Origin of the sequence: Saccharothrix obliqua, assembly GCF_019375475.1 — a bacterium.
In the GTDB taxonomy this organism is placed as follows: domain Bacteria; phylum Actinomycetota; class Actinomycetes; order Mycobacteriales; family Pseudonocardiaceae; genus Actinosynnema; species Actinosynnema obliqua.
On the sequence record NZ_JAHXGQ010000007.1, the window covers coordinates 166,450 to 188,560 of the forward strand.

The 22,111-nt window shown below is 71.9% G+C and carries 22 protein-coding genes, 1 tRNA gene, 1 pseudogene and 2 riboswitches; of the genes and pseudogenes, 9 read left to right on the forward strand and 15 right to left on the reverse strand.

Annotated features, from left to right (window positions below; genetic code table 11):
* Positions 1–36: 36 nt before the first annotated feature.
* Positions 37–765 carry an NUDIX hydrolase gene (locus KZQ38_RS22625; protein WP_219444251.1) on the forward strand — a complete coding sequence of 243 codons (729 nt, stop codon included), beginning with the start codon at positions 37–39 and terminating at the stop codon, positions 763–765.
* Positions 766–787: 22 nt separating this feature from the next.
* Here the strand turns inward: KZQ38_RS22625 and KZQ38_RS22630 are convergent.
* Positions 788–1,192, reverse strand: a pseudogene (locus KZQ38_RS22630) (NUDIX domain-containing protein); the annotation flags it as partial.
* 101 nt (positions 1,193–1,293) lie between these two features.
* Positions 1,294–1,995, reverse strand: a complete 702-nt coding sequence (locus tag KZQ38_RS22635; protein WP_219444252.1) for an NUDIX hydrolase — start codon at positions 1,993–1,995, stop codon at positions 1,294–1,296.
* Positions 1,996–2,042: 47 nt separating this feature from the next.
* Between KZQ38_RS22635 and KZQ38_RS22640 the strand changes: the two genes are divergently transcribed.
* On the forward strand, positions 2,043–2,537 hold the full coding sequence (locus KZQ38_RS22640; RefSeq protein WP_219444253.1) for a tetratricopeptide repeat protein: 495 nt from the start codon (positions 2,043–2,045) through the stop codon (positions 2,535–2,537).
* 28 nt (positions 2,538–2,565) lie between these two features.
* Here the strand turns inward: KZQ38_RS22640 and KZQ38_RS22645 are convergent, their stop codons facing one another.
* The 3 genes from KZQ38_RS22645 to KZQ38_RS22655 form a co-directional block, all read right to left on the reverse strand.
* On the reverse strand, positions 2,566–2,958 hold the full coding sequence (locus tag KZQ38_RS22645) for a hypothetical protein (RefSeq protein ID WP_219444254.1): 393 nt from the start codon (positions 2,956–2,958) through the stop codon (positions 2,566–2,568).
* Positions 2,959–3,953: 995 nt separating this feature from the next.
* Positions 3,954–4,027: transfer RNA gene (locus KZQ38_RS22650), tRNA-Leu, on the reverse strand.
* A gap of 81 nt (positions 4,028–4,108) precedes the next feature.
* Complete coding sequence (locus tag KZQ38_RS22655) at positions 4,109–4,390, reverse strand: metal-sensitive transcriptional regulator (RefSeq protein WP_219444255.1); 282 nt, start codon at positions 4,388–4,390, stop codon at positions 4,109–4,111.
* Between the two features lie 275 nt (positions 4,391–4,665).
* Here KZQ38_RS22655 and KZQ38_RS22660 point away from each other — a divergent pair, with 275 nt between their 5' ends.
* Positions 4,666–5,007, forward strand: coding sequence for a histone-like nucleoid-structuring protein Lsr2 (locus KZQ38_RS22660; RefSeq protein WP_015104119.1), 342 nt, complete (start codon positions 4,666–4,668; stop codon positions 5,005–5,007).
* Between the two features lie 10 nt (positions 5,008–5,017).
* On the opposite strand, the gene pabB is transcribed toward KZQ38_RS22660, so the two are convergent.
* Positions 5,018–7,090 (reverse strand): aminodeoxychorismate synthase component I, encoded by a 2,073-nt coding sequence (pabB, locus tag KZQ38_RS22665; protein WP_219444256.1) that lies wholly within the window; start codon positions 7,088–7,090, stop codon positions 5,018–5,020.
* 130 nt (positions 7,091–7,220) lie between these two features.
* On the opposite strand from pabB, the gene KZQ38_RS22670 reads away from it, so the two are divergent.
* The 4 genes from KZQ38_RS22670 to KZQ38_RS22685 all read left to right on the forward strand — a co-directional run bounded on the left by KZQ38_RS22670 (position 7,221) and on the right by KZQ38_RS22685 (position 10,946).
* A complete protein-coding gene (locus KZQ38_RS22670; protein ID WP_372452276.1) occupies positions 7,221–8,384 on the forward strand; it encodes a metallophosphoesterase in 1,164 nt (387 codons plus the stop codon).
* A gap of 74 nt (positions 8,385–8,458) precedes the next feature.
* Entirely contained in the window at positions 8,459–9,646 is a 1,188-nt protein-coding gene (locus KZQ38_RS22675; protein WP_219444260.1) for a type III PLP-dependent enzyme, read from the forward strand.
* Between the two features lie 50 nt (positions 9,647–9,696).
* Positions 9,697–10,107, forward strand: coding sequence for an adenosylmethionine decarboxylase (speD, locus tag KZQ38_RS22680; protein WP_219444262.1), 411 nt, complete (start codon positions 9,697–9,699; stop codon positions 10,105–10,107).
* Positions 10,104–10,946, forward strand: coding sequence for a spermidine synthase (locus KZQ38_RS22685; protein ID WP_219444264.1), 843 nt, complete (start codon positions 10,104–10,106; stop codon positions 10,944–10,946). The genes speD and KZQ38_RS22685 overlap by 4 nt, the downstream gene beginning before the upstream one ends.
* A 46-nt stretch (positions 10,947–10,992) precedes the next feature.
* On the opposite strand, the gene KZQ38_RS22690 is transcribed toward KZQ38_RS22685, so the two are convergent.
* Positions 10,993–13,047 carry a S9 family peptidase gene (locus tag KZQ38_RS22690; protein WP_219444266.1) on the reverse strand — a complete coding sequence of 685 codons (2,055 nt, stop codon included), beginning with the start codon at positions 13,045–13,047 and terminating at the stop codon, positions 10,993–10,995.
* 591 nt (positions 13,048–13,638) lie between these two features.
* Here KZQ38_RS22690 and erm point away from each other — a divergent pair.
* Positions 13,639–14,415: a 23S ribosomal RNA methyltransferase Erm gene (gene erm, locus KZQ38_RS22695; RefSeq protein WP_219444656.1), complete on the forward strand. Its 777-nt coding sequence runs from the start codon at positions 13,639–13,641 to the stop codon at positions 14,413–14,415.
* 44 nt (positions 14,416–14,459) lie between these two features.
* Here erm and glyA read toward each other — a convergent pair whose 3' ends face one another.
* The 8 genes from glyA to KZQ38_RS22735 all read right to left on the reverse strand — a co-directional run bounded on the left by glyA (position 14,460) and on the right by KZQ38_RS22735 (position 21,547).
* Positions 14,460–15,725, reverse strand: coding sequence for a serine hydroxymethyltransferase (gene glyA / locus KZQ38_RS22700; protein ID WP_219444268.1), 1,266 nt, complete (start codon positions 15,723–15,725; stop codon positions 14,460–14,462).
* Positions 15,726–15,735: 10 nt separating this feature from the next.
* Positions 15,736–16,836: a glycine cleavage system aminomethyltransferase GcvT gene (gene gcvT, locus KZQ38_RS22705; RefSeq protein WP_308258558.1), complete on the reverse strand. Its 1,101-nt coding sequence runs from the start codon at positions 16,834–16,836 to the stop codon at positions 15,736–15,738.
* 108 nt (positions 16,837–16,944) lie between these two features.
* Positions 16,945–17,032: riboswitch (glycine riboswitch) on the reverse strand.
* 1 nt (position 17,033) lies between these two features.
* Positions 17,034–17,122: riboswitch (glycine riboswitch) on the reverse strand.
* A gap of 68 nt (positions 17,123–17,190) precedes the next feature.
* Positions 17,191–17,493 (reverse strand): DUF3817 domain-containing protein, encoded by a 303-nt coding sequence (locus KZQ38_RS22710; protein ID WP_219444272.1) that lies wholly within the window; start codon positions 17,491–17,493, stop codon positions 17,191–17,193.
* A gap of 21 nt (positions 17,494–17,514) precedes the next feature.
* The gene (locus tag KZQ38_RS22715) at positions 17,515–17,883 is read right to left on the reverse strand and encodes a hypothetical protein (RefSeq protein WP_219444274.1); all 369 of its coding nucleotides are present in this window, start codon (positions 17,881–17,883) and stop codon (positions 17,515–17,517) included.
* A gap of 131 nt (positions 17,884–18,014) precedes the next feature.
* Positions 18,015–18,506, reverse strand: coding sequence for a helix-turn-helix transcriptional regulator (locus tag KZQ38_RS22720; RefSeq protein ID WP_219444276.1), 492 nt, complete (start codon positions 18,504–18,506; stop codon positions 18,015–18,017).
* Positions 18,507–18,696: 190 nt separating this feature from the next.
* Positions 18,697–18,858 (reverse strand): hypothetical protein, encoded by a 162-nt coding sequence (locus KZQ38_RS22725; RefSeq protein WP_219444277.1) that lies wholly within the window; start codon positions 18,856–18,858, stop codon positions 18,697–18,699.
* Positions 18,859–19,268: 410 nt separating this feature from the next.
* Positions 19,269–20,399: a CaiB/BaiF CoA transferase family protein gene (locus tag KZQ38_RS22730; protein WP_219444279.1), complete on the reverse strand. Its 1,131-nt coding sequence runs from the start codon at positions 20,397–20,399 to the stop codon at positions 19,269–19,271.
* The gene (locus KZQ38_RS22735) at positions 20,399–21,547 is read right to left on the reverse strand and encodes an acyl-CoA dehydrogenase family protein (protein ID WP_219444281.1); all 1,149 of its coding nucleotides are present in this window, start codon (positions 21,545–21,547) and stop codon (positions 20,399–20,401) included. Before KZQ38_RS22735 ends, KZQ38_RS22730 begins: the two co-directional genes overlap by 1 nt.
* A 106-nt stretch (positions 21,548–21,653) precedes the next feature.
* Between KZQ38_RS22735 and KZQ38_RS22740 the strand changes: the two genes are divergently transcribed.
* A complete protein-coding gene (locus KZQ38_RS22740; protein WP_219444283.1) occupies positions 21,654–22,097 on the forward strand; it encodes a GNAT family N-acetyltransferase in 444 nt (147 codons plus the stop codon).
* Positions 22,098–22,111 lie beyond the last annotated feature (14 nt).

Sequence of the window (22,111 nt, forward strand, 5' to 3'; positions counted from 1 at the left end):
CGGAGGGTCGCCCGTCGATCGCCGGGGGCGACGATCATGACCGACAACGGCTGGAAGATCCCCGAGATCGCGGTGGCCGTCGATCTCGCCGTGCTGACCGTGCGGGACGACGCACTGCAAATCATGCTGGTCGAACGCGGTGTCGAGCCGTTCCGCGGGATGCAGGCCCTACCCGGCGGCTTCCTCTCCGACGTCGCCGAGAGCCTGGACGCCGCCGCCGAGCGGGAACTCGCCGAGGAAACCGGGCTGGACCCCTCCGCACTGCACTTGGAACAACTCCACACCTACGGCACGCCGGGCCGTGACCCCCGGCAGCGCGTGGTGACGATCTGCTACCTGGCGTTCGCCCCGGACCCGCCCGCACCCGTCGCGGGAGGCGACGCGCGAGCGGCCTCCTGGGTGCCGGTCGCCACCGCGCTGCACCCCGGGACCAGGTTGGCGTTCGACCACGGGGAGATCATCCGGGACGCCGTGGAGCGAGCCCGGAACAAGATCGAGTACACGACGCTGGCCGCCGCGTTCTGCCCGCCGGAGTTCACCGTGGCGGAACTCCGCCGGGTGTACGAGGTCGTGTGGGGCGAACTGCTCGACCCCCGCAACTTCCACCGCAAGGTCACCGGGGTCGCGGGCTTCCTGGTCCCGACCGGCGGTCGGACCACGCGCCAGGGCGGGCGGCCGGCCGCTCTCTACCGCCGGGGACCGGCCCACCTGTTGCACCCCGCGATGCCGCGCTCTCCGGCACCGGACGCCACCGGAACCTCCTGATCACGGCGTCGCGGACGATTTCCCGGTGATCGAAGGCGATCCGCGTCCCGCTGGACAGGAACCGCGCCACAGGCACCCATCCCGCCGCACGGGCGTCACTTCCCCCGGTCACCGCGGGGACACCGGCCACGTACCCGTGGAAGGCCACGCTGATCATCCGCCCGCGCGGGTCTCGACCGACCCGCGTGTAGCAACCGAAACGCCGCAGTCGCCTGCCGTCCACCTCGATGCCGGCCTCCTCGGCCAACTCCCGCACCGCCGCGTCCAACGCGCTCTCGCCCGGTTCCACGAAGCCACCGGGTAACGCGAGGGCCGCGCAGAACGGCTCTTTCGCCCGTTCCACCGCCAAGACCGCCAGCTCGCCGCCTGTCCTGGTGAACATCACCACGTCGGCCGTGAGCACACGGGTCGCATTTTCGTCAGCCATGTCGGCCAGACTAGGTTATTGTCACTCCGACATCAAGGGTCCGGACGCGGAATTGGCTTGCTGTTGAGCCAATTGTCATCCTGACAAGATCGACAGGTGGCTCAGGCTTCGACGGGCCGCGGTCGCATCATCGGCGGGGTGAGGGTGTCCGCCGCACCGGCGCGGTACAGCGCCGCGGGACGGCCGTTGGCGGTAGGCCGCTTGCCGCCCGTGCGGACGACGAAGCCGGCGGCCTCGGTGACCTTGCGGTGGAAGTTCGGCTTGTCGAGGCGCACGCCCCAAATCACCTCGTAGACCTCGCGCAGCTCGCCGATGGTGAACTCCTCGCCGCAGAAGGCGGTGGCGATGGTCCGGAACTGGAGTTCGGCCCGTGCCAGCTCCAGGGCGTCGCGGAGGATGTCGTCGTGGTCGAACGCGAGGCCCGAGCGCTGGAGCAGGTCGACGGGGAGCCAGTGCGCGGACCGGGCGTCGGAGCCGGCGGTCGGCAGCGGCAGGTTGGGCGCGATCGCCAGGTAAGCGCACGTGACGACGCGCGGCCGGCGGGGGTCGCGGTCGGGGGCGGAGTAGACGCCGACCTGGCGCAGGTGCAACTTCTCCGCGCTCAGGCCGGTTTCCTCGGCCAGTTCCCGCGCGGCGGTCTCGTCCAGGCTCTCCTCGCCGCGCAGGAAACCGCCCGGCAGCGCCAACTTCCCCGCGAACGGCTCGTTCCCCCGTTCCACGACAAGGGCGCGGAGCGTGCCTTCCCGGATCGTCAGGACCACGAGATCCGCAGTGAGCGTGACGGTCTGCCGGGCGCGGCTCATACCCGGCAGGATACTGAGCGGACCGCTTCGACCGGAGGAGTGACCACATGGCCTGGAACGACGACCTGGACGCGGCCTGGGAGCGACTGCCCGACACGCCGCCGGAGGAGTTCGTGGCGCTGATCGCGAAACTCGTCGACCGCCCGGAGGTGCCGCCCGCGATCCGCCACTTCCACATCGCCGGTTCGCACGACTCGACGGGCCGTTCCGACCTGGCAATCCCCCACTACCAACGCGCGCTGGACGAGGGCCTGAGCGGCTACGAGGGCCGTCGCGCGAAGATCCAACTGGCCAGCTCGCTGCGCAACGTCGGGCGTGCCGACGAGGGTGACCGGATCCTGGCGGGCGAGTCCACCGCGGTCGGCGACGGGCTGGACGACGCGATTGTCGTGTTCCACGCCCTGGTGCTCACCGACCTCGGCCGGGAGCGCGAGGCCGTGTCACGCCTGGTGCACGCGCTGGCCGACCACCTCCCCCGCTACACCGCCTCCGCCCACCGGTACGCCGACGCCCTGGTGCCCGTTGCGGAGGAGCCCCGGTGACCTGAGCCCGTCCAGCGGGCGGCGCCGATCACTCGGCCTCGTTGTCCTGCCGAGGATCGGCGAACCGGCCGTCAAGACGGTTGCTGAGCACTCCGATCTGCGCACGAAGCCCACGGATCTCACGGATCACGATGGTCATCAGCTGGATCATCGGGTCCTCGACCGGGAGCGCCGACCGCTCGACCCGCGGCGGCTCCTCGCCGTTGAGCACAGCCGACAGGTGCCGCGGGTGCCACTCCAACGCGCTCGACAGCGCTTCCAGGGTGCGGGGGTTGCGACGACGCCGGATGCGGGCCTGCTGGACCTCCCGCACGATCGCCAACGACACCCCCGACTTCTCCGACAGCTCCCGCTGCTTCATCGAGAGTTCCCGCGTGCGGCCGTTCATCGCACGCGCGACCGCCGACCAATCCGCACCCACATCCGCCTCCGCGCTCCCGCTCAACGCCGCCATCAGCAGCCGCCCGAGGTCGAGCCGGAGGCTATCAGCGGCTGTCCGGGGCAACTCGTGGTGAACTCCGGTGCCCGCGCCGCAAGCCGGCGGCGGGATGACGGTGGGACGCGCGCTTCGTCCGCGGCCACCATCTCCGGTCGGCACAAGGCCAACGACTCGTGAAACCGACCGAACACGTGGTCCGGATAGCCCCCACCCATACACGCCGCGCCGGAAAGCACCGGCAAACCCCGCTCCGCACAGGACAAAGCAACCGTCAACCCCGCGTTCACCACGCCGCCCCCTCGTCGCCGTCCACCCCCGCGAGACGTGCCGCCGGCGAAAAGCGTCCGACCCGCTGACCGCGGAGAGCGGGCACGCAGGTGAAACTGAATCAAGTCCTCGAACTCGCCCGCGGGAAACGACGGGGACCCGTCCCGCGGAGTGGCTTCTACCAGTGCTGTGGTCACGACTTCCTTCCGACGCGGAGGACCGGCTGGACCGGCCGGCCGGCGAAGACAGCTTCGGCCGTGACCCGTCCGGTGTAAATGACCAGGCGTGGACCAGTCCGGACCAGAACGGACCAGAACGGACTGCCGGCACTGACGACGTGGCGGCGACCGATGGCGGCGGTGGGCGAGCGACAGCAGCGCGGGCAGACCCGGAGAGCGCGGCCACCCGGACGCCGACAACGCCGGGAATCAGCACGGCCAGGGCTTTGCCGGGGCGGTGCCGACTACGCCGATTGACGCACCGGTGGAGGTGCCAGGGAGGCCAATCGAGGAAGCGCCCACCTGACGGCACCCTCCCCGGCCTGGCGGTGTGAGCGCAGTACGGGTGGGCGCCGGGCGGGGTAATCGGCACGCATTCGGCACGAACAACCGCGGACGTCAGGTGACGGCTGTGGACGCCACCGGACAAAAAGATCGGCCCCTGACCGCGCGAGCGCTGGTCAGGGGCCGATCTGGGCAGTTCCGCCGGAGTGCCCCCGGTGCGACTCGAACGCACACTGGACGGATTTTGAGTCCGCTGCCTCTGCCGATTGGGCTACGGGGGCCGGTTGGATGAGCACTCTACTGGATCAGGCGGACGGGTCGCCGCGCACCCCTCGGCGACGGCCGGGGGCGGCGCGGACGGGTCAGGAGCGGACCAGGCGGGTGATTGCCGCGGACGCCTCCGCGATCTTCTCCTCGGCCACCTCGCCGCCCTCGGCCACCGCCTGGGCCACGCAGTGCTTCAGGTGCTCGTCCAGCAGTCCCAGCGACACGGCCTGGAGGGCCTTCGTGGCGGCTGAGATCTGGGTCAGCACGTCGATGCAGTAGTCGTCGTTCTCGACCATGCGTTGCAGGCCCCGGACCTGTCCCTCGATGCGGCGCAGGCGCTTGAGGTACGCGTCCTTGTCCGCTGTGTAACCGTGCATCGCTCCCGGCCTTCCCTACCCTGGACGGGTATCCCGGCCTCCAGGATAGGCCACCCTACCGGGTGTGACGGGCACCACGTGTGAGGCCGAAGCCCTCCCTCACATTTCGGGGGTGCGGTTTAGGCCGGTAAATGACCCGTCCGGGGGCATCAGTCACATTTTCCGGCCGAAAGGTTAGGCGATATTCCTTCCGTGCACTATGGTGTCGACCGAAGCGTGTGGCGCAGATACAAGTCGACGGCAACACGCGCTATGCGAGCACACACGGAGGAACAGTGGCACAGCAGACCGTCGTCCAACTCATCGACGACCTCGACGGCAGCGAAGCCGCCGAGACCGTGACCTTCGCGCTGGACGGTGTGGAGTACTCGATCGACCTCTCCAAGGACAATGCGGACAAGCTCCGCGAGTCCCTGGCCGACTTCGTGGCCAAGGCGCGCCGCGCGGGTGGGCGCAAGCAGCGGAAGGGCACCGGCAAGAGCACGGTAAAGGCTGGTGACAAGGCCCAGGCGCAAGCCATTCGAGACTGGGCGCGGGCCCAGGGCCACCAGATCTCCGACCGCGGCCGCATTCCCCAGGGCCTGGTCGTGCAGTTCCAGGAAGCCCACGCCTCCTGAGCCGCGGAGGTTATCCCCTGCGGTCGGCGGACCCGTCGGCCGCGGGGGGAAACTCCGGGGAACCGCAGGTCGGGCGACCTGGAAACCCGCTGCCCAGCAGCCGGAGCAGGGCCGTCGCCTTGACCGCCGTCTCCTCGAATTCGGCGGCCGGGTCGGACAGCGCGATGACCGCGCCGCCCACGCCGAAACTCACCTTGTCCCGGTCCACCACCAGCGTCCTGATGACGATGCTGAAGTCCACCGGCCCGGACAGCGAGAAGTAACCCAGCGCACCCGAGTAGACACCCCGCGGCCCGGCTTCCAGGCCGTCGATGATCTGCATTGTCCGGATCTTGGGCGCCCCCGTCATCGACCCGCCGGGGAACGCCGCCCTAACCGCCGCCACGGCCGAACCACCCGGCCGAAGTCTCGCCCGAACCGTGCTCACCAGCTGGTGCACGGTGGCGTAGCTCTCCACCGCGAAGATCCTGGGCACCTCGACGCTGCCCACTTCCGCGCAATGCCCCAGATCATTGCGCACCAAGTCGACGATCATCAGGTTCTCGGCCCGGTCCTTCGGGCTGGCCGCCAGGTCCACGCGCAAAGCCTCGTCGGCCGCCGGCGTCGCGCCACGCGGCCGGGTGCCCTTGATTGGCTCCGATTCGACCACCCCCCTCCGGTCTATCCGGATGAACCGCTCGGGTGAAGTGCTGAGGACCGCCAGTGCGCCGAAACGGAGCAGCGCGGCGAACGGCGCGGGGCTTTCCGCGCGCAGGAACCGGTACGCCTCCCACGGGTCCAGGACGCCCCGCCACGTCGCCGTGTTCGACAGGCACACCTCGTAGCTCTCGCCCGCCGCCACCGCTTCCAGGCACGCGTCCACGAGTTTCAGGTAGTGGTCGCGGTCGTGCCGCAGCCGGACCGGGGCACCCGCCGGGCGGGTCGCCGGCCGGGGTGGGTCGGTCGCGGGCAGCTCGCCCAGCACCGCCTCGGTGCGGTCCAGCCACTCGTCACCCGGAGTGAGCGTCAACAGGTACGCGCACCGCTCCGAGTGGTCGAAGACGATCGCCCGGTCGGCGAACACGAACGCCGCGTCGGGCTGCTCCGAGCGGTGCGCGGCCACGCCGCCGCACTCGGCCTTCAGCTCGTAGCCGAGGTAGCCGACCCAGCCCAGGTGGAACTCGAACGGCACGTCCGGCGCCTCGACGTGGTTCGCGGCCAGGTCGGCGGCCAGCCAGTCGAAGAACGGGCCGGGGAACTCGCGGTCGCCCACGGTGATCCGGCCGGTCCACACGTCGTAGGTCGCGACCCGCGCCAACGGCCCGCTCGCGTCACCCATCACGGAGAACCGGCCGCGGTCGCCGGGGAGGCTGCTGTCCAGCCAGAAGGCGTCCTCGGCGGTGCTGTAGAGGGCCGCGAAGACCCGTTCCGGCGACGGGTGGGCGTCGACCCGCCGAACGCTCACGACGTGGGCCACCGGCGCCTCGGTCGGGGACAGCGGCGGAACCGGGGGCGGCGACGAGGCCGGTCCCGCCGCGCTCAGGTCGCGGAAGTTCGCCAGCAGTTCACGGCCGTGGGAGGTGCAGATCGACTCCGGGTGGAACTGCACGCCCCACGCCGGGCGGGTCCGGTGGCGCACGCCCATCAGCAGGCCGTCGGACGCCGACCACGCGATCGGCTCCAGGTCCGGCGGCAGGTCGGTGACGGCCAGCGAGTGGTACCGCACCACGGGCAACGGCGACGGCAGGCCCGCGAACAGGTCGGTCCCGGTGTGCCGGACCTCGTCCACCACGCCGTGCCGCGGCGTCACGAGGTCGACGGTCGCGCCGTGCGCGAGGCACAGCCCCTGGTGCCCCAGGCACACGCCGAGCAACGGCAGGTCACCGTGGTCCACGACGGCGCGGCACAGGCCGAAGTCGGCGGGGACGTGCGGTCGGCCGGGGCCGGGCGACAACACCACGTTGTCGAACCGCCGCAGGTCGGACAGGCGGAAGTCCGGGTCGTCGTTCGGCACGACGACCGGTTCCCGCCCGTTCACCTCGGCCAGGTACTGGAACAGGTTGTACGTGAACGAGTCGTGGTTGTCGATGAGCAGCGTCCGCATGGCAACACGGGACGGTACCCGGCGGACCACCCGATAGGAGTACCCGCGAGGGCACCGCTCCTCCCGGGTTTCCCGGCTTTCGTGGAAACTTGGCGGCACCACCACTGGGGGAGGCCGGCTCTTGTTCGTCGTGCTGTTCGCTGTCGTCATGGGCGCGGCCCACTACTACGTGTGGCGGCGCACCGTGCGCGACACCACCGGGCCCGGCCGCGCGCGCCGGGTCGGCACGTGGGTCGTCGTCGGGCTGTATGCGCTGCTGATGGCCGGTTTGGCGACCAACTGGCCGGTCTTCGCCTGGCCGGGCTACGTGTGGCTGGCGTGCGCGTTCTACCTGGCGTTGCTGTTCGGCGCGCTGGAGATCCCGCGCGTGCTGCTCAACCGCACCGCCCGACGCACGACGCCCGTGCCCGCCGGTCCGGTCGCGGAAGAGGTGAGCACGACCGGAGAAGCCCCGTCACGGCGGTTGTTCATCGCCCGCACGCTGGCCGTCGCGAGCGGTGCGGCGACCGCGGGCGTCGTCGGCTACGGGATGACGCAGGCGCTCGGCGACCCGGTGGTCAAGCGGGTGCCGGTGCTGCTGGACAAGCTGGACCCGCGGTTGTCGGGCTACCGCGTCGCCGTGGTCAGCGACATCCACCTGGGTCCGCTGCTCGGCCGGGCGCACACCGAGCGGATCGTGCGGATGATCAACGAGCAGCAGGTGGACCTGGTGGCGATCGTGGGCGACCTGGTGGACGGCACGGTGGCGGAGCTGGGTGAGGCGGCGGCGCCGTTGCGCGACCTCGTCAGCACGCACGGTTCGTTCTTCGTCACCGGCAACCACGAATACTTCGCGGGCGCCGAGCCCTGGTTGGCCGAGCTGGACCGCCTCGGCGTGCACCCGCTGCGCAACGAGCGGGTGCGGGTGGAGCGGGCGGGCGCCGGGTTCGACCTCGCGGGTGTCAACGACGTCAACGGCCGCGCCTTCGACGACGGACCGGACTTCGCGCGGGCGCTGGCCGGGCGCGACGCGCGCGACCCGGTGGTGCTGCTCGCGCACCAGCCGGTGCAGGCGCGCGAGGCCGCGAAGCACGGTGTCGACCTCCAGCTGTCCGGGCACACGCACGGCGGGCAGATGTTCCCGTTCCACCTGGCGGTCGACCTGCAACAACCCGTGCGCGGCGGGTTGGCGAACGTCGACGGCACCCAGGTCTACACCAGCAACGGCGCGGGTTTCTGGGGACCGCCGGTGCGGGTGGGCGCACCGCCGGACATCACGGTGGTGGAGCTGCATCACAACTTCGCCCGCCGATAGGGCTTTCTTCACCAAGACCACCTAGAGTGGACGGCCGTGCCAGCGAACGGTTGCGGAGGGGGACCCCTAGCGAGATGAAGACGAGCTTTGCCGGCCAACGGCTACACCACGAGGCAACAGCTCGTATTCGTCGTTTCCTGGACCAGGAGCAACCCGGCACGCCCTGCCTGGTCATCGACCTGCCCACGGTGCGCGACCGGTTCACCGCGATCCGCGACGCCCTGCCCGGGGTCGGGGTTTTCTACGCCGTGAAGGCGAATCCCGCGCCCGAGGTGGTGGCGCTGCTCGCCGCCGAGGGGGCGAGCTTCGACGTCGCCAGCCCGAACGAGATCGACCTGTGCCTGGCACAGGGCGCCGCACCGGCGACGATCTCGTACAGCAACCCCATCAAGAAGGCACGCGACATCGCCCACGCGTACCAGCGCGGCGTCCGGTTGTACGTGTCGGACAGCGAGCAGGACGTGCGCGCGCTCGCCGAGCACGCGCCCGGCTCGTCGGTGCTGGTGCGCATCCTGGTGGAGGCCAACAGCTCCACCTACCCGTTCGGCAAGAAGTTCGGCTGCGCGCCGGAGATGGCGGTGGACCTGCTGCGCCTGGCGGGTGAACTGGGCCTGGTGCCGCTGGGCGTGGCGTTCCACGCCGGTTCGCAGCAGCTCGACCCGAACGGCTGGGACGCCGCGATCGCCGACGCCGCCGAGGTGACCGCGAAGCTGCGTGCCGAGGGCATCGCGCTGTCAACGGTCAACCTGGGCGGCGGACTGCCCGCCGGCTACCTGGACCCGCTGCCGCCACTGGCCGACTACGCCGCCGCGATCACCGCCTCGATCGCCCGCCACTTCGGCGATTTCACGCCCCGGGTGATGGTGGAGCCGGGCCGCGCGGTCGTCGCCGAGTCCGGCGTGCTGCGCTCCGAGGTCGTGCTGGTGTCGCGGAAGTCCTATTCGGACGAACGCCGCTGGGTGTTCCTCGACATCGGCCGCTACGGCGGCCTCGCCGAGACCGAGGGCGAGGCCATCGCGTACCCGCTGCGCACCAGCCGCGGTGGCGCACCGCTGGACGGCGGGCCCGCCGGCCCCGTGGTGCTCGCCGGGCCGACCTGCGACGCGGACGACGTGCTGTACCAGAACACCTGCTACGACCTGCCCCTGGAACTGCGCGCGGGCGATCACGTCGACCTGCTGTGCGCCGGTGCGTACACCGCCAGCTACTCCTCGATCGCCTTCAACGGCTTCGAACCGCTGGCCACCTACTGCGTGCGCTGAGCACGCCCCGGTAAGACGTTCGTCCCCACTCAAGGTGTTTGGAGTGATTGATGTCCGAAGTCCCGTGCGAAACCGAGCCGGTCGGCTTGTTCGCAGGACAGCACGTGCTCGCCGAACTGGAAGGCGTGAGCCCGGAACTGCTGAACGACGAGCGGTTCCTGCGGCACGCGCTCGGCGAAGCGCTCACCCAGGCCGACGCCACGGTGTTGGAGGTGGTCTCCAAGCAGTTCGAGCCGCAGGGGGTCACCGTGCTGGCCCTGCTGTCGGAGTCCCACGCGTCGATCCACACCTATCCCGAGGTCGGGAAGGTCTTCGTGGACGTGTTCACCTGCGGCACGCGCGCCAAGCCGGCGCTCGCGGTGCAGTTGCTGGCCGACGCGCTGGGAGCCGAGTCCGCACGGACGGACATGATCAGCCGGGGCAGCAAGGTCCCCGCGCTCATGGGTGAGGAGAAAGCGTGATCCGGGAACCGCTCGCGAACGGCTTGACCAGGCTCTGGGAGGTCGAGGACACCGTCGTCGACACCCGGACCAAGTACCAGCACCTGGTCATCGCCCGCACGTCCCAGGGCCTGTCGTTGTTCTGCGACGACGACCGGCAGAGCACCGAGTTCAGCCAGTTGACCTACCACGAGGCGCTGATGGTGCCGGCGCTGCTGCTCGCCGACCGCGTCGACCGGGTGCTGGTCATCGGGTCGAGCGAGGGCGTGGTCTGCCAGATGGCGGTGGCGGCGGGCGCTTCGGTGGTCGACCACATCGACATCGACGAAGAAGCCGTGAAGCTGTGCGCGGAACACCTGCCCTACGGGTACACGCAAGAGGAACTGGCCGCCGCCGAGCGCGGTGACGGCCCGGTCCGCGTGCGGTACACCGACGGCTGGGAGCACATCCGCACCACCTCGGAGCGCTACGACATCGTCCTGGTGGACCTGCCGGACGAGCGCGAGGAGGAGGCGCAGCACAACCGCTTGTACGGCGAGGAGTTCCTGCGCATGTGCAAGGCGCTGCTCACGCCGGGCGGCGTGGTGGTGACGCAGGCCGGCTGCCAGACCATGTGGCGCAACGGCACGCTGATCCGCTCCTGGCGGCGGTTCCACGAGGTCTTCGGGACGGTCGCGTACTACGGCTCCGACGAGCACGAGTGGGCGTACCTGTTCGGCCGCGCCGACGAGGTCGCCGACCCGACCGCGCTGATGACCGAGCGGCTGCCCGCGTGCGGCTACCGGCCGGAGACGATCGACGACCTGGCGCTGCTGGGCAACTCGGTGCCGCCGTACCAGGTGCGGCACTCCCTGGCCTGATCCGGCTCGGGCCGCTTCCCGCGACGGGAAGCGGCCCCGCCGCCGGTCAGCCGAGGGCGCGCTTGAGGAAGTCCACCTGGAGCAGCAGGAGGTTCTCCGCGACCTGCTCCTGCGGCGTCATGTGGGTGACGCCGGACAACGGCAGCACGGTGTGCGGCCGGCCCGCCGCGAGCAGCGCCGACGACAGCCGCAGCGTGTGCGCGGCCACCACGTTGTCGTCCGCCAGGCCGTGCACGATCATCAACGGGCGCACCAGTTCCGGCGCGTCGCCGATGAGCGAGTTCGCGTCGTACACCTCCGGCTTCTCGTCCGGGTGGCCGAGGTAGCGCTCGGTGTAGTGGGTGTCGTAGAGCCGCCAGTCGGTGACCGGCGCGCCCGCGATGCCCGCGTGGAAGACGTCCGGTCGGCGCAGCACGGCCAGCGCCGACAGGTAGCCGCCGTAGGACCAGCCGCGGATCGCGACCCGGTCCAGGTCGAGGTCGGGTTCGGTGGCGGCGACCGCGTGCAGCGCGTCCACCTGGTCCTCCAGGGTGGCGCCCGCGAAGTCGAACGCGATGGCCCGCTCCCACTCCGGGCCGCGACCCGGCGTGCCGCGCCCGTCCACCACGAGCACCGCGAAACCCTGGTCCGCCAACCACTGCGAGGCCAGGTACGCGTTGCGGGCGCTCACCACGCGCTGCGCGTGCGGCCCGCCGTAGGGGTCCAGCAGCACCGGCAGCTTCGTGCCCGGCACGTGGCCGGTGGGCAGCAGGAGGGCGGCACGCAGGTCGCGCTCGCCGACTGTCAGCAACCGCACGTCCGGCGTCAGCACGGGGGTTTCGGCGTGCGAGTCGATCACGCCGCCGGTCGACACCGCCACCCGCGTGCCGAAGTGCCCCAGCCCGGCCGACGACAGCACCACGACGTCGCCGCCGCGCGCCACGCCGTGCACGCCGTCCTCTGTGGACAGCCGCTCGACGCGGTCCGCCGTCACCCGGTACACGTGCGTCTGCGTCGGGTCGTCGGTGGAGGCGGTCACCAGCACGTCGTCCGCCACGTCCACCACCGAGCGGACCTGGAAGCCGTCGGGCGTCCACACCTCGTCGCCCACCAGCAGCCGGTTCGCGCCGTCACGCGGCAGCACGCGCACCAGTTCGCCGCCCGGCGCCCAGCGCGGCGCACCCGGCACGATCTCCAGCCAGTGCGGGTCTTCGTCCTCGGCGACCGTTCGCACGCCGTCCGGGTCGACCGACAACACCCGCACCCGCCGCTGGTCGCGGGACTGCACCTGGAGCAGCGGCGGACCGGCCGACCAGCTCGCCGTGGTCAGGTAGGGGAACTCGGCGCGGTCCCACTCGACGTCCACGCGGGAGCCGTCCAGGCCCAGCAACGCCGCGGACACGTCGGCGTTGGGCGTGCCGGCCGCCGGGTAGGCGATCTCGGCGGCGGGCACGGAGGGGTTGGCCGGGTCGGCGATGTGCCAGCGCGCGACCGGCGCGTTGTCCACCCGCGTGGCGAGCACGTGCTCGCCGTCCGGGGAGAACCAGTAACCGCGGAACCGCCCCATCTCCTCGGCCGCGATGAACTCGGCCAGGCCCCACGTCACGTCGTCGCCGTCCGGTTCGGCGAGCACCCGGTCCTCGCCGGACTCCAGGTCGACCACGTGCAGCGCGCCGGCGGCCACGTAGCCGACGCGGCGGCCGGTCGGGTCCAGGCGCGGGTCGACGGCGCTGCCCGCCACCGGCAGCTCGCGCACGTCGGCCGACGCCAGGTCCGCCACGAACAGCCGCCCGGACAAGGCGAACGCGGCCCGCGTGACGTCCTGGTCGGTCGAGTACGCCACGACGCCCGCCGCCTGCTCGCGACTGCGCTCACGCCGCGCCCGCTCCTCCGGTGAGAGGTCCTCGGGGTCGGTGAGCAGCTCGCCCGGGTCCACCAGGAGCCGTTCGGCGCGGGTGGCGGTGTCGAACGCCCACAGGCCGTTCGCCCGGCTCGTGGCCGTGGCGGTGCGCAGGAAGTAGACCTGGCTGCCGTCGGGTGCGACGGTGAAGTTCCGCGGCGCCCCGAGGGTGAACCGCTGCGTGCGCGCGTGCTGGCGCGGGAAGGAGATCTCGTTGCCCACGGGCACACCCTATGGCCTCGCCGCTCCGTGAGCCGCCGACGACAGGCCGCTACGGCGGTGGAGGTGGTGGGGACTGCGGCAACACCGACGAAGGGCAGCGGCGGGCGAACGGCGCGGGGCGGGCCGGCGGGGCGGGCGGCGCAAGCGGAAGCTGCGCGGGGCAGGCGGAAAACACTCCAGAGCGCACGGACGGGGCGGGGGCGGAGCGCGGCGGGGGCGGCGGACGGGGCGGGGGCGGCGGACGGGGCGGGGGCGGCGCGCGGCGAGGGCGGCGCGTAGACGGGGCGGGGCGGCGCACGGATGGGCCGGCGCACGCAAGGGCATCGGCGGCGAGGGAGCGGGCGAGGTGAACGGGAACCGCGGGTGCGCGAGCGGCGTGGCGGTGTCAGGGTGGGTCGAAAAACGGTTGTGGGACCGGGGTTGGGGCCGGGTAGCTTGTCCGATGTGTACGCCATCGCCATGATCCGGATCCGCCGCGCCTAGCGGCGGTCCTGTCCGCACCCCGGAGGATCCGCCGCCCGAGCGAGTCAGCGCCAGGCGGCACGACGCGTGCTGCCCGGCTCACCTCGAAGCCGCGGAGCGATTGTGCGCATCACCACCCACCCCGGCCGCCACGAGCTGGGGCAGAACTTCCTCGTGGACCCCGACGTCATCGACGCGTTCGTGGACCTCGTCGCCGCCACCACCGGGCCGATCGTGGAGATCGGCGCGGGTGACGGCGCGCTCACCCGGCCGCTACAGCGGCTCGGCAGGCGGCTCACCGCCGTCGAGATCGACCACCGGCTGGTCGCCCGCCTCCACCGGCTGACCGGCCCGGCGGTGGAGGTCGTCCACGGCGACTTCCTGCGCCACGCGCCACCCGCCGACCCGCACGTGCTGGTCGGCAACCTGCCGTTCCACCAGACCACGGCCATGCTCCGGCACGTCCTGCACGCGCCGGCGTGGACCGACGCCGTCCTCCTCGTGCAGTGGGAGGTCGCCCGCCGCCGCGCCGGTGTCGGCGGTGCGACGCTGATGACGGCGCAGTGGTGGCCGTGGTTCGACTTCCGCCTGGTGCGCCGGGTGCCCGCGACGGCGTTCCGGCCGCGGCCGGGTGTCGACGGCGGCCTGCTCACCGCCAACCGCCGGGCGCGACCCCTCGTGCACCACGTGGACCGCGGGCGTTACCAGTCCTTCGCGCGGCGGGTGTTCACCGGCCGGGGGCGCGGGCTGCCCGAGATCGTCGCCGCGGCGGCACGCCCGCTGACGCGCGCCCGGGTCGAGCAGTGGTCGCGGCGGAACGGCGTGCCGGCCACCGCGCTGCCCCGGGACCTGACCGCGCGGCAGTGGGCCGACCTGTTCCACCTGTGGTCGGACGCCCGCCGATAGGAGAACCGCGATCCCCCGGCACGCGGGGGATCGCGGTGCTCAGCTCACAGGTTGGGGTACAGCGGGTGCTTCGCCGCGAGCACGTCGACGCGCGCGCGCAGCTCGGCCAGGTCCGGGTCCGCCTGGAGCGCCGCGGCGATGACGTCCGCCACCTCGGCGAAGTCCTCCGCGCCGAACCCGCGCGTGGCCAGCGCGGGCGTGCCGATCCGCAGCCCCGAGGTCACCATCGGCGGACGCGGGTCGTTCGGCACCGCGTTGCGGTTGACCGTGATGCCGACCTCGTGCAGCCGGTCCTCGGCCTGCTTGCCGTCCAGCTCGGAGGCCACCAGGTCGACCAGCACCAGGTGCACGTCCGTGCCGCCGGTGAGCACCTTGACGCCGGCCGCCGCCGCGTCCGGCCGGGACAGCCGCTCGGCGAGGATGCGCGCGCCCTCGACGGTGCGGCGCTGCCGGTCGGCGAACTCGGGCGACGCGGCGTGCTTGAACGCCACCGCCTTGCCCGCGATCACGTGCTCCAGCGGACCGCCCTGCTGGCCGGGGAACACCGCCGAGTTGATCTTCTTGGCGAGGTCGGCCTCGTTGGTCAGGATCACGCCGCCACGCGGGCCGCCGAGCGTCTTGTGCGTGGTGGTGGTGACGACGTGCGCGTGCGGCACCGGGCTGGGGTGCAGCCCGGCCGCCACCAGGCCCGCGAAGTGCGCCATGTCGACCATCAGGTACGCGCCCACGGCGTCGGCGATCCGGCGGAACTCGGCGAAGTCGAGCTGCCGCGGGTAGGCCGACCAGCCGGCCACGATCAGCTTCGGCCGGTGCTCGGTGGCCAGGCGCTCGACCTCGGCCATGTCCACCCGGCCGTCGGTGTCGGACACGTGGTAGGGCACCACGTTGTAGAGCTTGCCGGAGAAGTTGATCCGCATCCCGTGCGTCAGGTGGCCGCCGTGCGCCAGGTCCAGGCCCAGGATGGTGTCGCCGGGCTGGAGGAGGGCGAACATGGCGCACGCGTTGGCCTGCGCGCCGGAGTGCGGCTGCACGTTGGCGAAGCCCGCGCCGAACAGCTCCTTCACCCGCGAGATCGCCAGCCGCTCGACGACGTCGACGTTCTCGCACCCGCCGTAGTAACGCCGGCCGGGGTAGCCCTCGGCGTACTTGTTGGTGAGCACGGAGCCCTGCGCCTGGAGGACCGACACCGGGGTGAAGTTCTCCGAGGCGATCATCTCCAACGTGCCCTGCTGCCGGCCGAGTTCGGCCGCGACGGCCTCGGCCACCTCGGGGTCGAACTCCGCGAGGGAGGTGTTGAAGTGCTCGGACATGTGGTCTCCCTTACGAGTTTCGCTTGTAGAACGGCAGCGCGACGACCTCCACGGGCTCCTGGCGGCCCCGGATGTCGACGGCGAGCTTCGTGCCGGGCTCGGCGTGCTCCGGCGTCACGTACGCCATCGCGACCGAGTAGCCCAGCGTGGGCGACAGCGCGCCGCTGGTGACCTCGCCGACCGGCGTGCCCGCCGCGTCGAGCACCGGGTAGCCGTGGCGGGGCGCGCGGCGGGACTCGGTCTTCAGGCCGACCAGCTTCGCGTCCGCGCCGCGCTCGGCGACCGCGGCCAACGCGTCGCGGCCCACGAAGTCCGCCTGCTTGTCGAGCTTCACCACGCGGCCCAGGTTGGCGTGGTACGGGGTGCGCTCGGCGGTCAACTCGTTGCCGTACAGGGGCATCCCGGCTTCCAGGCGCAGGGTGTCGCGGCAGCCGAGGCCGGCGGGCCGGATGTCGTGCGGCGCGCCCGCCGCGAGCAACGCCTGCCACACGTGCGGCGCGTCCGCCGGGTCGAGGAACAGCTCGAAGCCGTCCTCGCCGGTGTAGCCGGTGCGGGCGAGCAGCGCGGGGCGGCCGGCCACCTCGGTCGGGTAGGAGGCGTAGTACCGCACGGCGGCCAGGTCGGTGGTGGTGAGGCCGGCCAGGATCGTCGTGGCGGCCGGTCCCTGCACCGCCAGGAGGGCGTAGTCGGCCGACTTGTCCTCGACGGTGGTCTGGTAGCCCTCCGCCCGCTCCACGAGCGCCTGGAACACCACGGCGGCGTTCGAGGCGTTCGCCACGACCAGGAACTCCTGGTCGCCGGTGCGGTACACGATCAGGTCGTCCAGCACGCCGCCGTCGGCCCGCGTGATCATGGTGTAGCGGGCGCGGCCGACGCCGATCGCCGACGCGTGGCCGACGAGGGCGTGGTCGAGCGCGCGGCCCGCCTCGGGGCCGGCCAGGACGATCTCACCCATGTGCGACAGGTCGAACAGGCCCGCCGAGTTCCGCACGGCGTGGTGCTCGGCCAGCTCGCTGTCGTAGCGCAGCGGCATCCGCCAGCCCGCGAAGTCGGTGAAGTGGGCGCCCAGCGCCTCGTGCTCGGCGTGCAGCGGCGTCCGGCGGGTTTCCACGGGGTCGTCCTCCCTGGTGGCGGGCACGGCAGCGGAACCGACCGGTGTGGTCGGGCTGCCGGGGTGAAGGGTGACACGGTCCATCGGAGACTCCTCGTCGAGTGAGCCTCCCCCTCTGTCATGGGCCTGAGAGCTTCGCCGCGCAGCGCGGCTTGCACCGTGGGCGAGGCGCGCACGCGCCTGCTTTCCAGAGTTGCCTTCGTCGGGCGGTAGCTGTGCCTGAGAGATTCCGGGGAGGAGTTGCTCCTTCGGCGCCCCTGGACGGGGACTCTCCCGCGCGACATCGACGGCCGTGTTCAGTTGGTACCGCCAGACGCTAGTTGTGGCTGGTAGGCACGGTCAACCGACGTGCGGTCACAGCGCGCGCTCGGCCTTCACGCTGTCGACCACCTTGCGCTCGGCGTAGAACGACACGAACGGGATCGTGCCCGCGAGCAGCACCAGGACCGTGCCCTTGAGCGACCACCGCGCCTTGAGCGCCAGGTCGACCGTGAAGACCAGGTAGATGGCGTAGAGGAAGCCGTGGACGGGGCCGACGACGGCCATCATCGCGGAGTTGTCGCCGATGTACTTCACGAACATCGCCACCACGAGCCCGAGCAGGCCGACACCGACCACGTAAGCCATGAACCGGAACCGGCCCAACGCACCGCTCATCGCCCTACGACCCGCCTTCGCTCACCGCTGGTCCCGCGCGTTCAGCTCCCGGAGGTAGCGGTTGTAGGCCGCCAGCTCGTCGTCCTCGTCGTCGTGCGCGGGTGTTTTGACGGGTTCCACGGTAACGACCGGCGCCGCGGCCACGGGCACCGGCTCCTCGTCGGGCGCGGTCGCGCGCTGTGCGGCCAGCCGGCGCATCCGCCACACCATGAACGCGGGGAACAGGCCGAACAGCGGCCACTGGAAGACGTACCCGAGGTTCTGGAACGTGCCGCCCGCCTCGGAGAACCGCTCCCACTGCCAGTAGGCGAGTCCGCAGCACACCACCAGGGCGACCACGCAGACCGCGCCGATGGCCAGTCTCTTGGGGGTCAGGAGGGTGCCGGGCACCCTCCCAGCCTACCTACCTCACGGAGTGGACCTCACGTCGGAAGGGGCTCCCCGCCACGGAGCCCACCCTCCCGGTGACCGCTGGTCCGATCACTGCCGACGCCGCGTCCTCACCACGCGGCGGCGACCGCTCAGGCGACGCCGTCCCGGCGCTGCCGCTGCAACCTGGCCACGCACCAGGCCGCCGCACTGCCCCGACGCAGGTGCTGGAGCACCGTCATCGGGCCGAGGCGACGTCCCAGGTCGGCGGGCGTGAGCCCGGCGGCCCGGTAGTCGAGGGCGCGCTGGTCGAGCGGGCTGATGCCCGCGTCCCACCACCGCTCCGCCTCGGTGAGGTCGCCGACCAGCTGCCAGTAGCTGGCGGCCGCGGCGAGCAGGACGTCGGGCACCTCGGGCGCCCGCTTCCGCATCGCCGCCACGTAAGCCGGGTCCGCGGACTCGACCCGAACCAGTCCGCGTGGCCCGCCGTTCGCCCGCTGCACGGGGATGCCCGGTGCGGAGCGCGGCGGGGCCTCGGCCAGCCACTCGTCCTTGATCCGGTTCACCTCGCGCAGCTCGGCGTCGTCCGAGCGCTCAGCCGCCCACTGCCGCAGCAGCTCGTCGACTCCGGAGTCCTCGACCATTCTGCCTCCTCGTCGGTCGAAGATCAGCCAATGCAGCGCACCGTATTAGCGGGTACCGGCAACCGCTAGACCCCGGTTTGTCAAAAACCCTGTTACCAGCGCGTTATAGCCCTCATTCCACCCATACGGTGCAACGCCCGAGCGCCGGTGTCACCGCTGGTGACCAGACCATCACCGCGCCGGCGACCGGCTAGTCGAACAGGCTCCGGACGAACGTGATGATCGACTCGGCGCCCCGGCGGAGGCCGCCGAGGGCCGCCTTGACCGCGTCCGCGGACTGATCGGGCTGGGTGATCAGGAGGAACAGCAGCAGCGCGACCGCCGCCAGCGTCACCACCTTCTTGACGTTCACGAGTCCCTCTCCGTCCGTTCGCAGGCGCGCGGCCGGCGGCCGTGGTGCCCGCCGCGTCACCGCCCATCGTCCCCCATTCACCCGGACGATGACTGGAGAACGCGCCCTGATCCCACGACGGGGAGCCGCGGCCGGCGGGGAGGCACGCCCGGACACCGGCCTCAGTCACCCGATCGGACGATCAAGACCCGCCACGCCCCCGCCGATGACCTAGATGCGGGCCACTCGCCCCCCACTCCCCTGGCACGAACACCGAGGTTCCGCCGCATCGTCAGCACTCCGCCGCAACACGCGCCGATCACCCGCTTGCGCTGATCCGCACACCGCGCGTCATTCACCGTCACCGGTCGCCGACCATTTCTCACCGCGCCCCGGTCGATTTATCACGACCATTTTCCGCCGACTCCCGATCATCCGACCACTCCGCTCTCCCGCAGTTCCGCTATCTCCGCCGCCGACCGGCCCAACTCCGCCAACACCTCGTCCGTGTGCTGCCCGATCGCGGGCGGCGCGGTGGGCGCGGGTGCCGGGGTGCGGTCGAAGCGGGGCGCGGGCGCGGGTTGCCGCACCCCTCCGACCTCGGTGAACGTGCCGCGTGCCGCGTTGTGCGGCGCGGTCGGTGCCTCGTCGGGCGTGAGCACGGGTGCCAGGCACGCGTCCGTGCCCGCCGCCAGTTCCGCCCATTCGTCCCGGGTCCGCGTGGCCACCGCCGCCGCGATCCGCGTGCGCAACTCGGGCCACCGCGCGGTGTCGTGGCGATTCGGGAGATCAACCGCGGACAGCCCGAGCAGCACCAGGAGATCGGCGTAGAACTTCTCCTCCAGGGCCCCGATGCTCACGTACTTTCCATCCGACGCGGCATAAATGTCGTAGAACGGCGCGCCACCGTCGAGCAGGTTCGTGCCGCGCTCGCCCGGCCACGCCCCGGCGGCCCGCATCCCGTGCAGGAACGTCGTCAGCAGCGCCGCGCCGTCCACCATGGCCGCGTCCACCACCTGTCCGCGCCCGGACCGCTCGCGCTCGTGCAGGGCCGCCAGCACGCCGACCGCGAGCAGCAGCCCGCCGCCGGCGAAGTCGCCGATGACGTTGAGCGGCACGGTCGGTGGCGCGCCCGCCCGGCCGATCGGCTCCAACGCGCCCGCGAGCGCGATGTAGTTGACGTCGTGGCCCGCCCGGTCGGCCAGCGGGCCGTCCTGGCCCCAGCCGGTCACCCGCCCGTACACCAGGCGCGGGTTGCGGGCCAGGCAGTGCGCGGGCCCGATGCCCAGCCGCTCGGCCACCCCCGGCCGGAAGCCCTCCACCAGCACGTCGGCCCGCGCCACCAGGTCGAGCACCAGCTCCGCGCCCGCCGGTCGCCGGGTGTCGACGCCGATGGACCGCCGCCCGCGCCCCAGCACGTCACCGGGCACGGCCGCGACCGCGCCGACCCGGTCCACCCGCACCACGGACGCGCCGAGGTCGGCCAGCACCATGCAGCCGAACGGCGCGGGCGCGAGGCCCGCCAGCTCGACCACGCGCAACCCCGCCAGCGGCCCGCCCACTAGAGCGACCTCGCGATGATTTCCTTCATGATCTCGTTCGTCCCGCCGTAGATCTTCTGCACGCGCGCGTCCGCCCACGCGCGCGCGATCGGGTACTCGGTCATGTAGCCGTAGCCGCCGAACAGCTGAACGCACTCGTCCACCACCCGGCTCAGCCGCTCGGTGGCCCACCACTTGGCCATCGCCGCGGTCGGCACGTCCAGCCGCCCCGCCAGGTGCTCGGTGACGCACTCGTCCACGAACGCCCTGGTCACCCGGGCCTCGGTGGCGCACTCGGCGAGCTTGAACCGGGTGTTCTGGAACTTGATCAGCTCCCGCCCGAACGCCGTGCGGTCCTTGGCGTAGGCCACGGTGAGGTCGACGGCGGCCTCGATGCCCGCGACGGACGCGACCGCGATGATCAGCCGTTCCTGCGGGAGCTGCCGCATCAGCTGCGCGAAGCCCTGCCCCTCGACCGACCCGAGCAGGTTGGCCGCGGGCACCCGCACGTCGTCGAAGAACATCTCGGCGGTGTCCTGCCCCTTGAGGCCGATCTTGTCCAGCACCCGGCCGCGCCGGAAGCCGTGCGCCGCCGCGGTCTCCACGACCAGCAGCGAGATGCCGGCGGCGCCCTGGGCCGGGTCGGTCTTGGCGACCACGATCACCAGGTCGGCCTGCGCGCCGTTGGTGATGAACGTCTTGGACCCGTTGAGCACGTACTCGTCACCGTCCCGGACCGCACGCGTCCGGGTGTTCTGGAGGTCGGAGCCGCCGCCGGGCTCGGTCATCGCGATCGCGCCCACGTACTCGCCCGACGCCAGCTTCGGCAGCCACCGGTGCTTCTGCTCCTCGGTCCCGTAGGCGAGCAGGTAGTGCGCCACGATCCCGCTGTGCACGCTGTTGCCCCACGCGCTGTCGCCGACGCGTGCCTGCTCCTCCAGCAGCACGGCCTCGTGCGCGAACGTGCCGCCGCCACCGCCGTACTCCTCGGGCACGGACAGGCACAGCAGGCCGACCTCGCCCGCCTTGCGCCAGAACTCCCGGTCCACCTGCTGCTGCGCGGCCCAGCGCGCGTGGTGCGGTACCGATTCCCTCTCGAAGAACGTGCGGGCCAGGTCGCGGAGCTGGTCCAGGTCGTCCGTCAGCCACGGTGAACGGCGAGTCTGCATGGGGTCGACGGTCCCACCGGCCGGGCGCGTCCGCCATGACCGACGCACCCACAACGGCCCCCTTATCGTGAGCACAACTGTCAGGGTGTTGCGCAAGACTGCGGTTATGAACCTCCGAAGGCTGTCCCCAGCGGACTGGGCGACGTGGCGTGACATGAGGCTCAACGCACTGGCCAGCGACCCGCGGGCGTTCGGGTCCGCGCTGACCGTCGAGCGGGACTACGACGAGTCCCGCTGGCGCGACCTGCTGCACCCCCGGTGGGGTGTGAAGGTGGTCGCCGAGGCGCCCGACCCGATCGGCCTGGTGGCGGCGGTGCCCCACGCCGAGCGGGAAAGGGCGCTGTACCTGTACTCGATGTGGGTGAAACCGCCGTACCGGCGCCGCGGCGTCGGCGAGGCGCTGGTGGCCGAGGTGCTCGCCTGGGCGCGGGAGCACGGGTGGCGGTTCGTCCAGCTGCGCGTGTTCCGGGGGAACGTCGCCGCCCGCCGGCTGTACGAGCGGCTGGGCTTCACGGGTGACGGCGAGGTGATGGGCCTCGCGGTGAGCTAATAAGTCACTCCCCG

Excerpts from the sequence above, each read along its gene's own strand:
- speD (WP_219444262.1), top strand. The coding sequence starts at position 9,697 with ATGTCCGAAGTCCCGTGCGAAACCGAGCCGGTCGGCTTGTTCGCAGGA.
- KZQ38_RS22735 (WP_219444281.1), bottom strand. The coding sequence starts at position 21,547 with ATGCAGACTCGCCGTTCACCGTGGCTGACGGACGACCTGGACCAGCTC.
- pabB (WP_219444256.1), bottom strand. The coding sequence starts at position 7,090 with ATGCGGACGCTGCTCATCGACAACCACGACTCGTTCACGTACAACCTG.
- KZQ38_RS22625 (WP_219444251.1), top strand. The coding sequence starts at position 37 with ATGACCGACAACGGCTGGAAGATCCCCGAGATCGCGGTGGCCGTCGAT.
- KZQ38_RS22720 (WP_219444276.1), bottom strand. The coding sequence starts at position 18,506 with ATGGTCGAGGACTCCGGAGTCGACGAGCTGCTGCGGCAGTGGGCGGCT.
- KZQ38_RS22710 (WP_219444272.1), bottom strand. The coding sequence starts at position 17,493 with ATGAGCGGTGCGTTGGGCCGGTTCCGGTTCATGGCTTACGTGGTCGGT.
- KZQ38_RS22675 (WP_219444260.1), top strand. The coding sequence starts at position 8,459 with ATGAAGACGAGCTTTGCCGGCCAACGGCTACACCACGAGGCAACAGCT.
- KZQ38_RS22740 (WP_219444283.1), top strand. The coding sequence starts at position 21,654 with ATGAACCTCCGAAGGCTGTCCCCAGCGGACTGGGCGACGTGGCGTGAC.
- KZQ38_RS22635 (WP_219444252.1), bottom strand. The coding sequence starts at position 1,995 with ATGAGCCGCGCCCGGCAGACCGTCACGCTCACTGCGGATCTCGTGGTC.
- KZQ38_RS22640 (WP_219444253.1), top strand. The coding sequence starts at position 2,043 with ATGGCCTGGAACGACGACCTGGACGCGGCCTGGGAGCGACTGCCCGAC.
- glyA (WP_219444268.1), bottom strand. The coding sequence starts at position 15,725 with ATGTCCGAGCACTTCAACACCTCCCTCGCGGAGTTCGACCCCGAGGTG.
- KZQ38_RS22655 (WP_219444255.1), bottom strand. The coding sequence starts at position 4,390 with ATGCACGGTTACACAGCGGACAAGGACGCGTACCTCAAGCGCCTGCGC.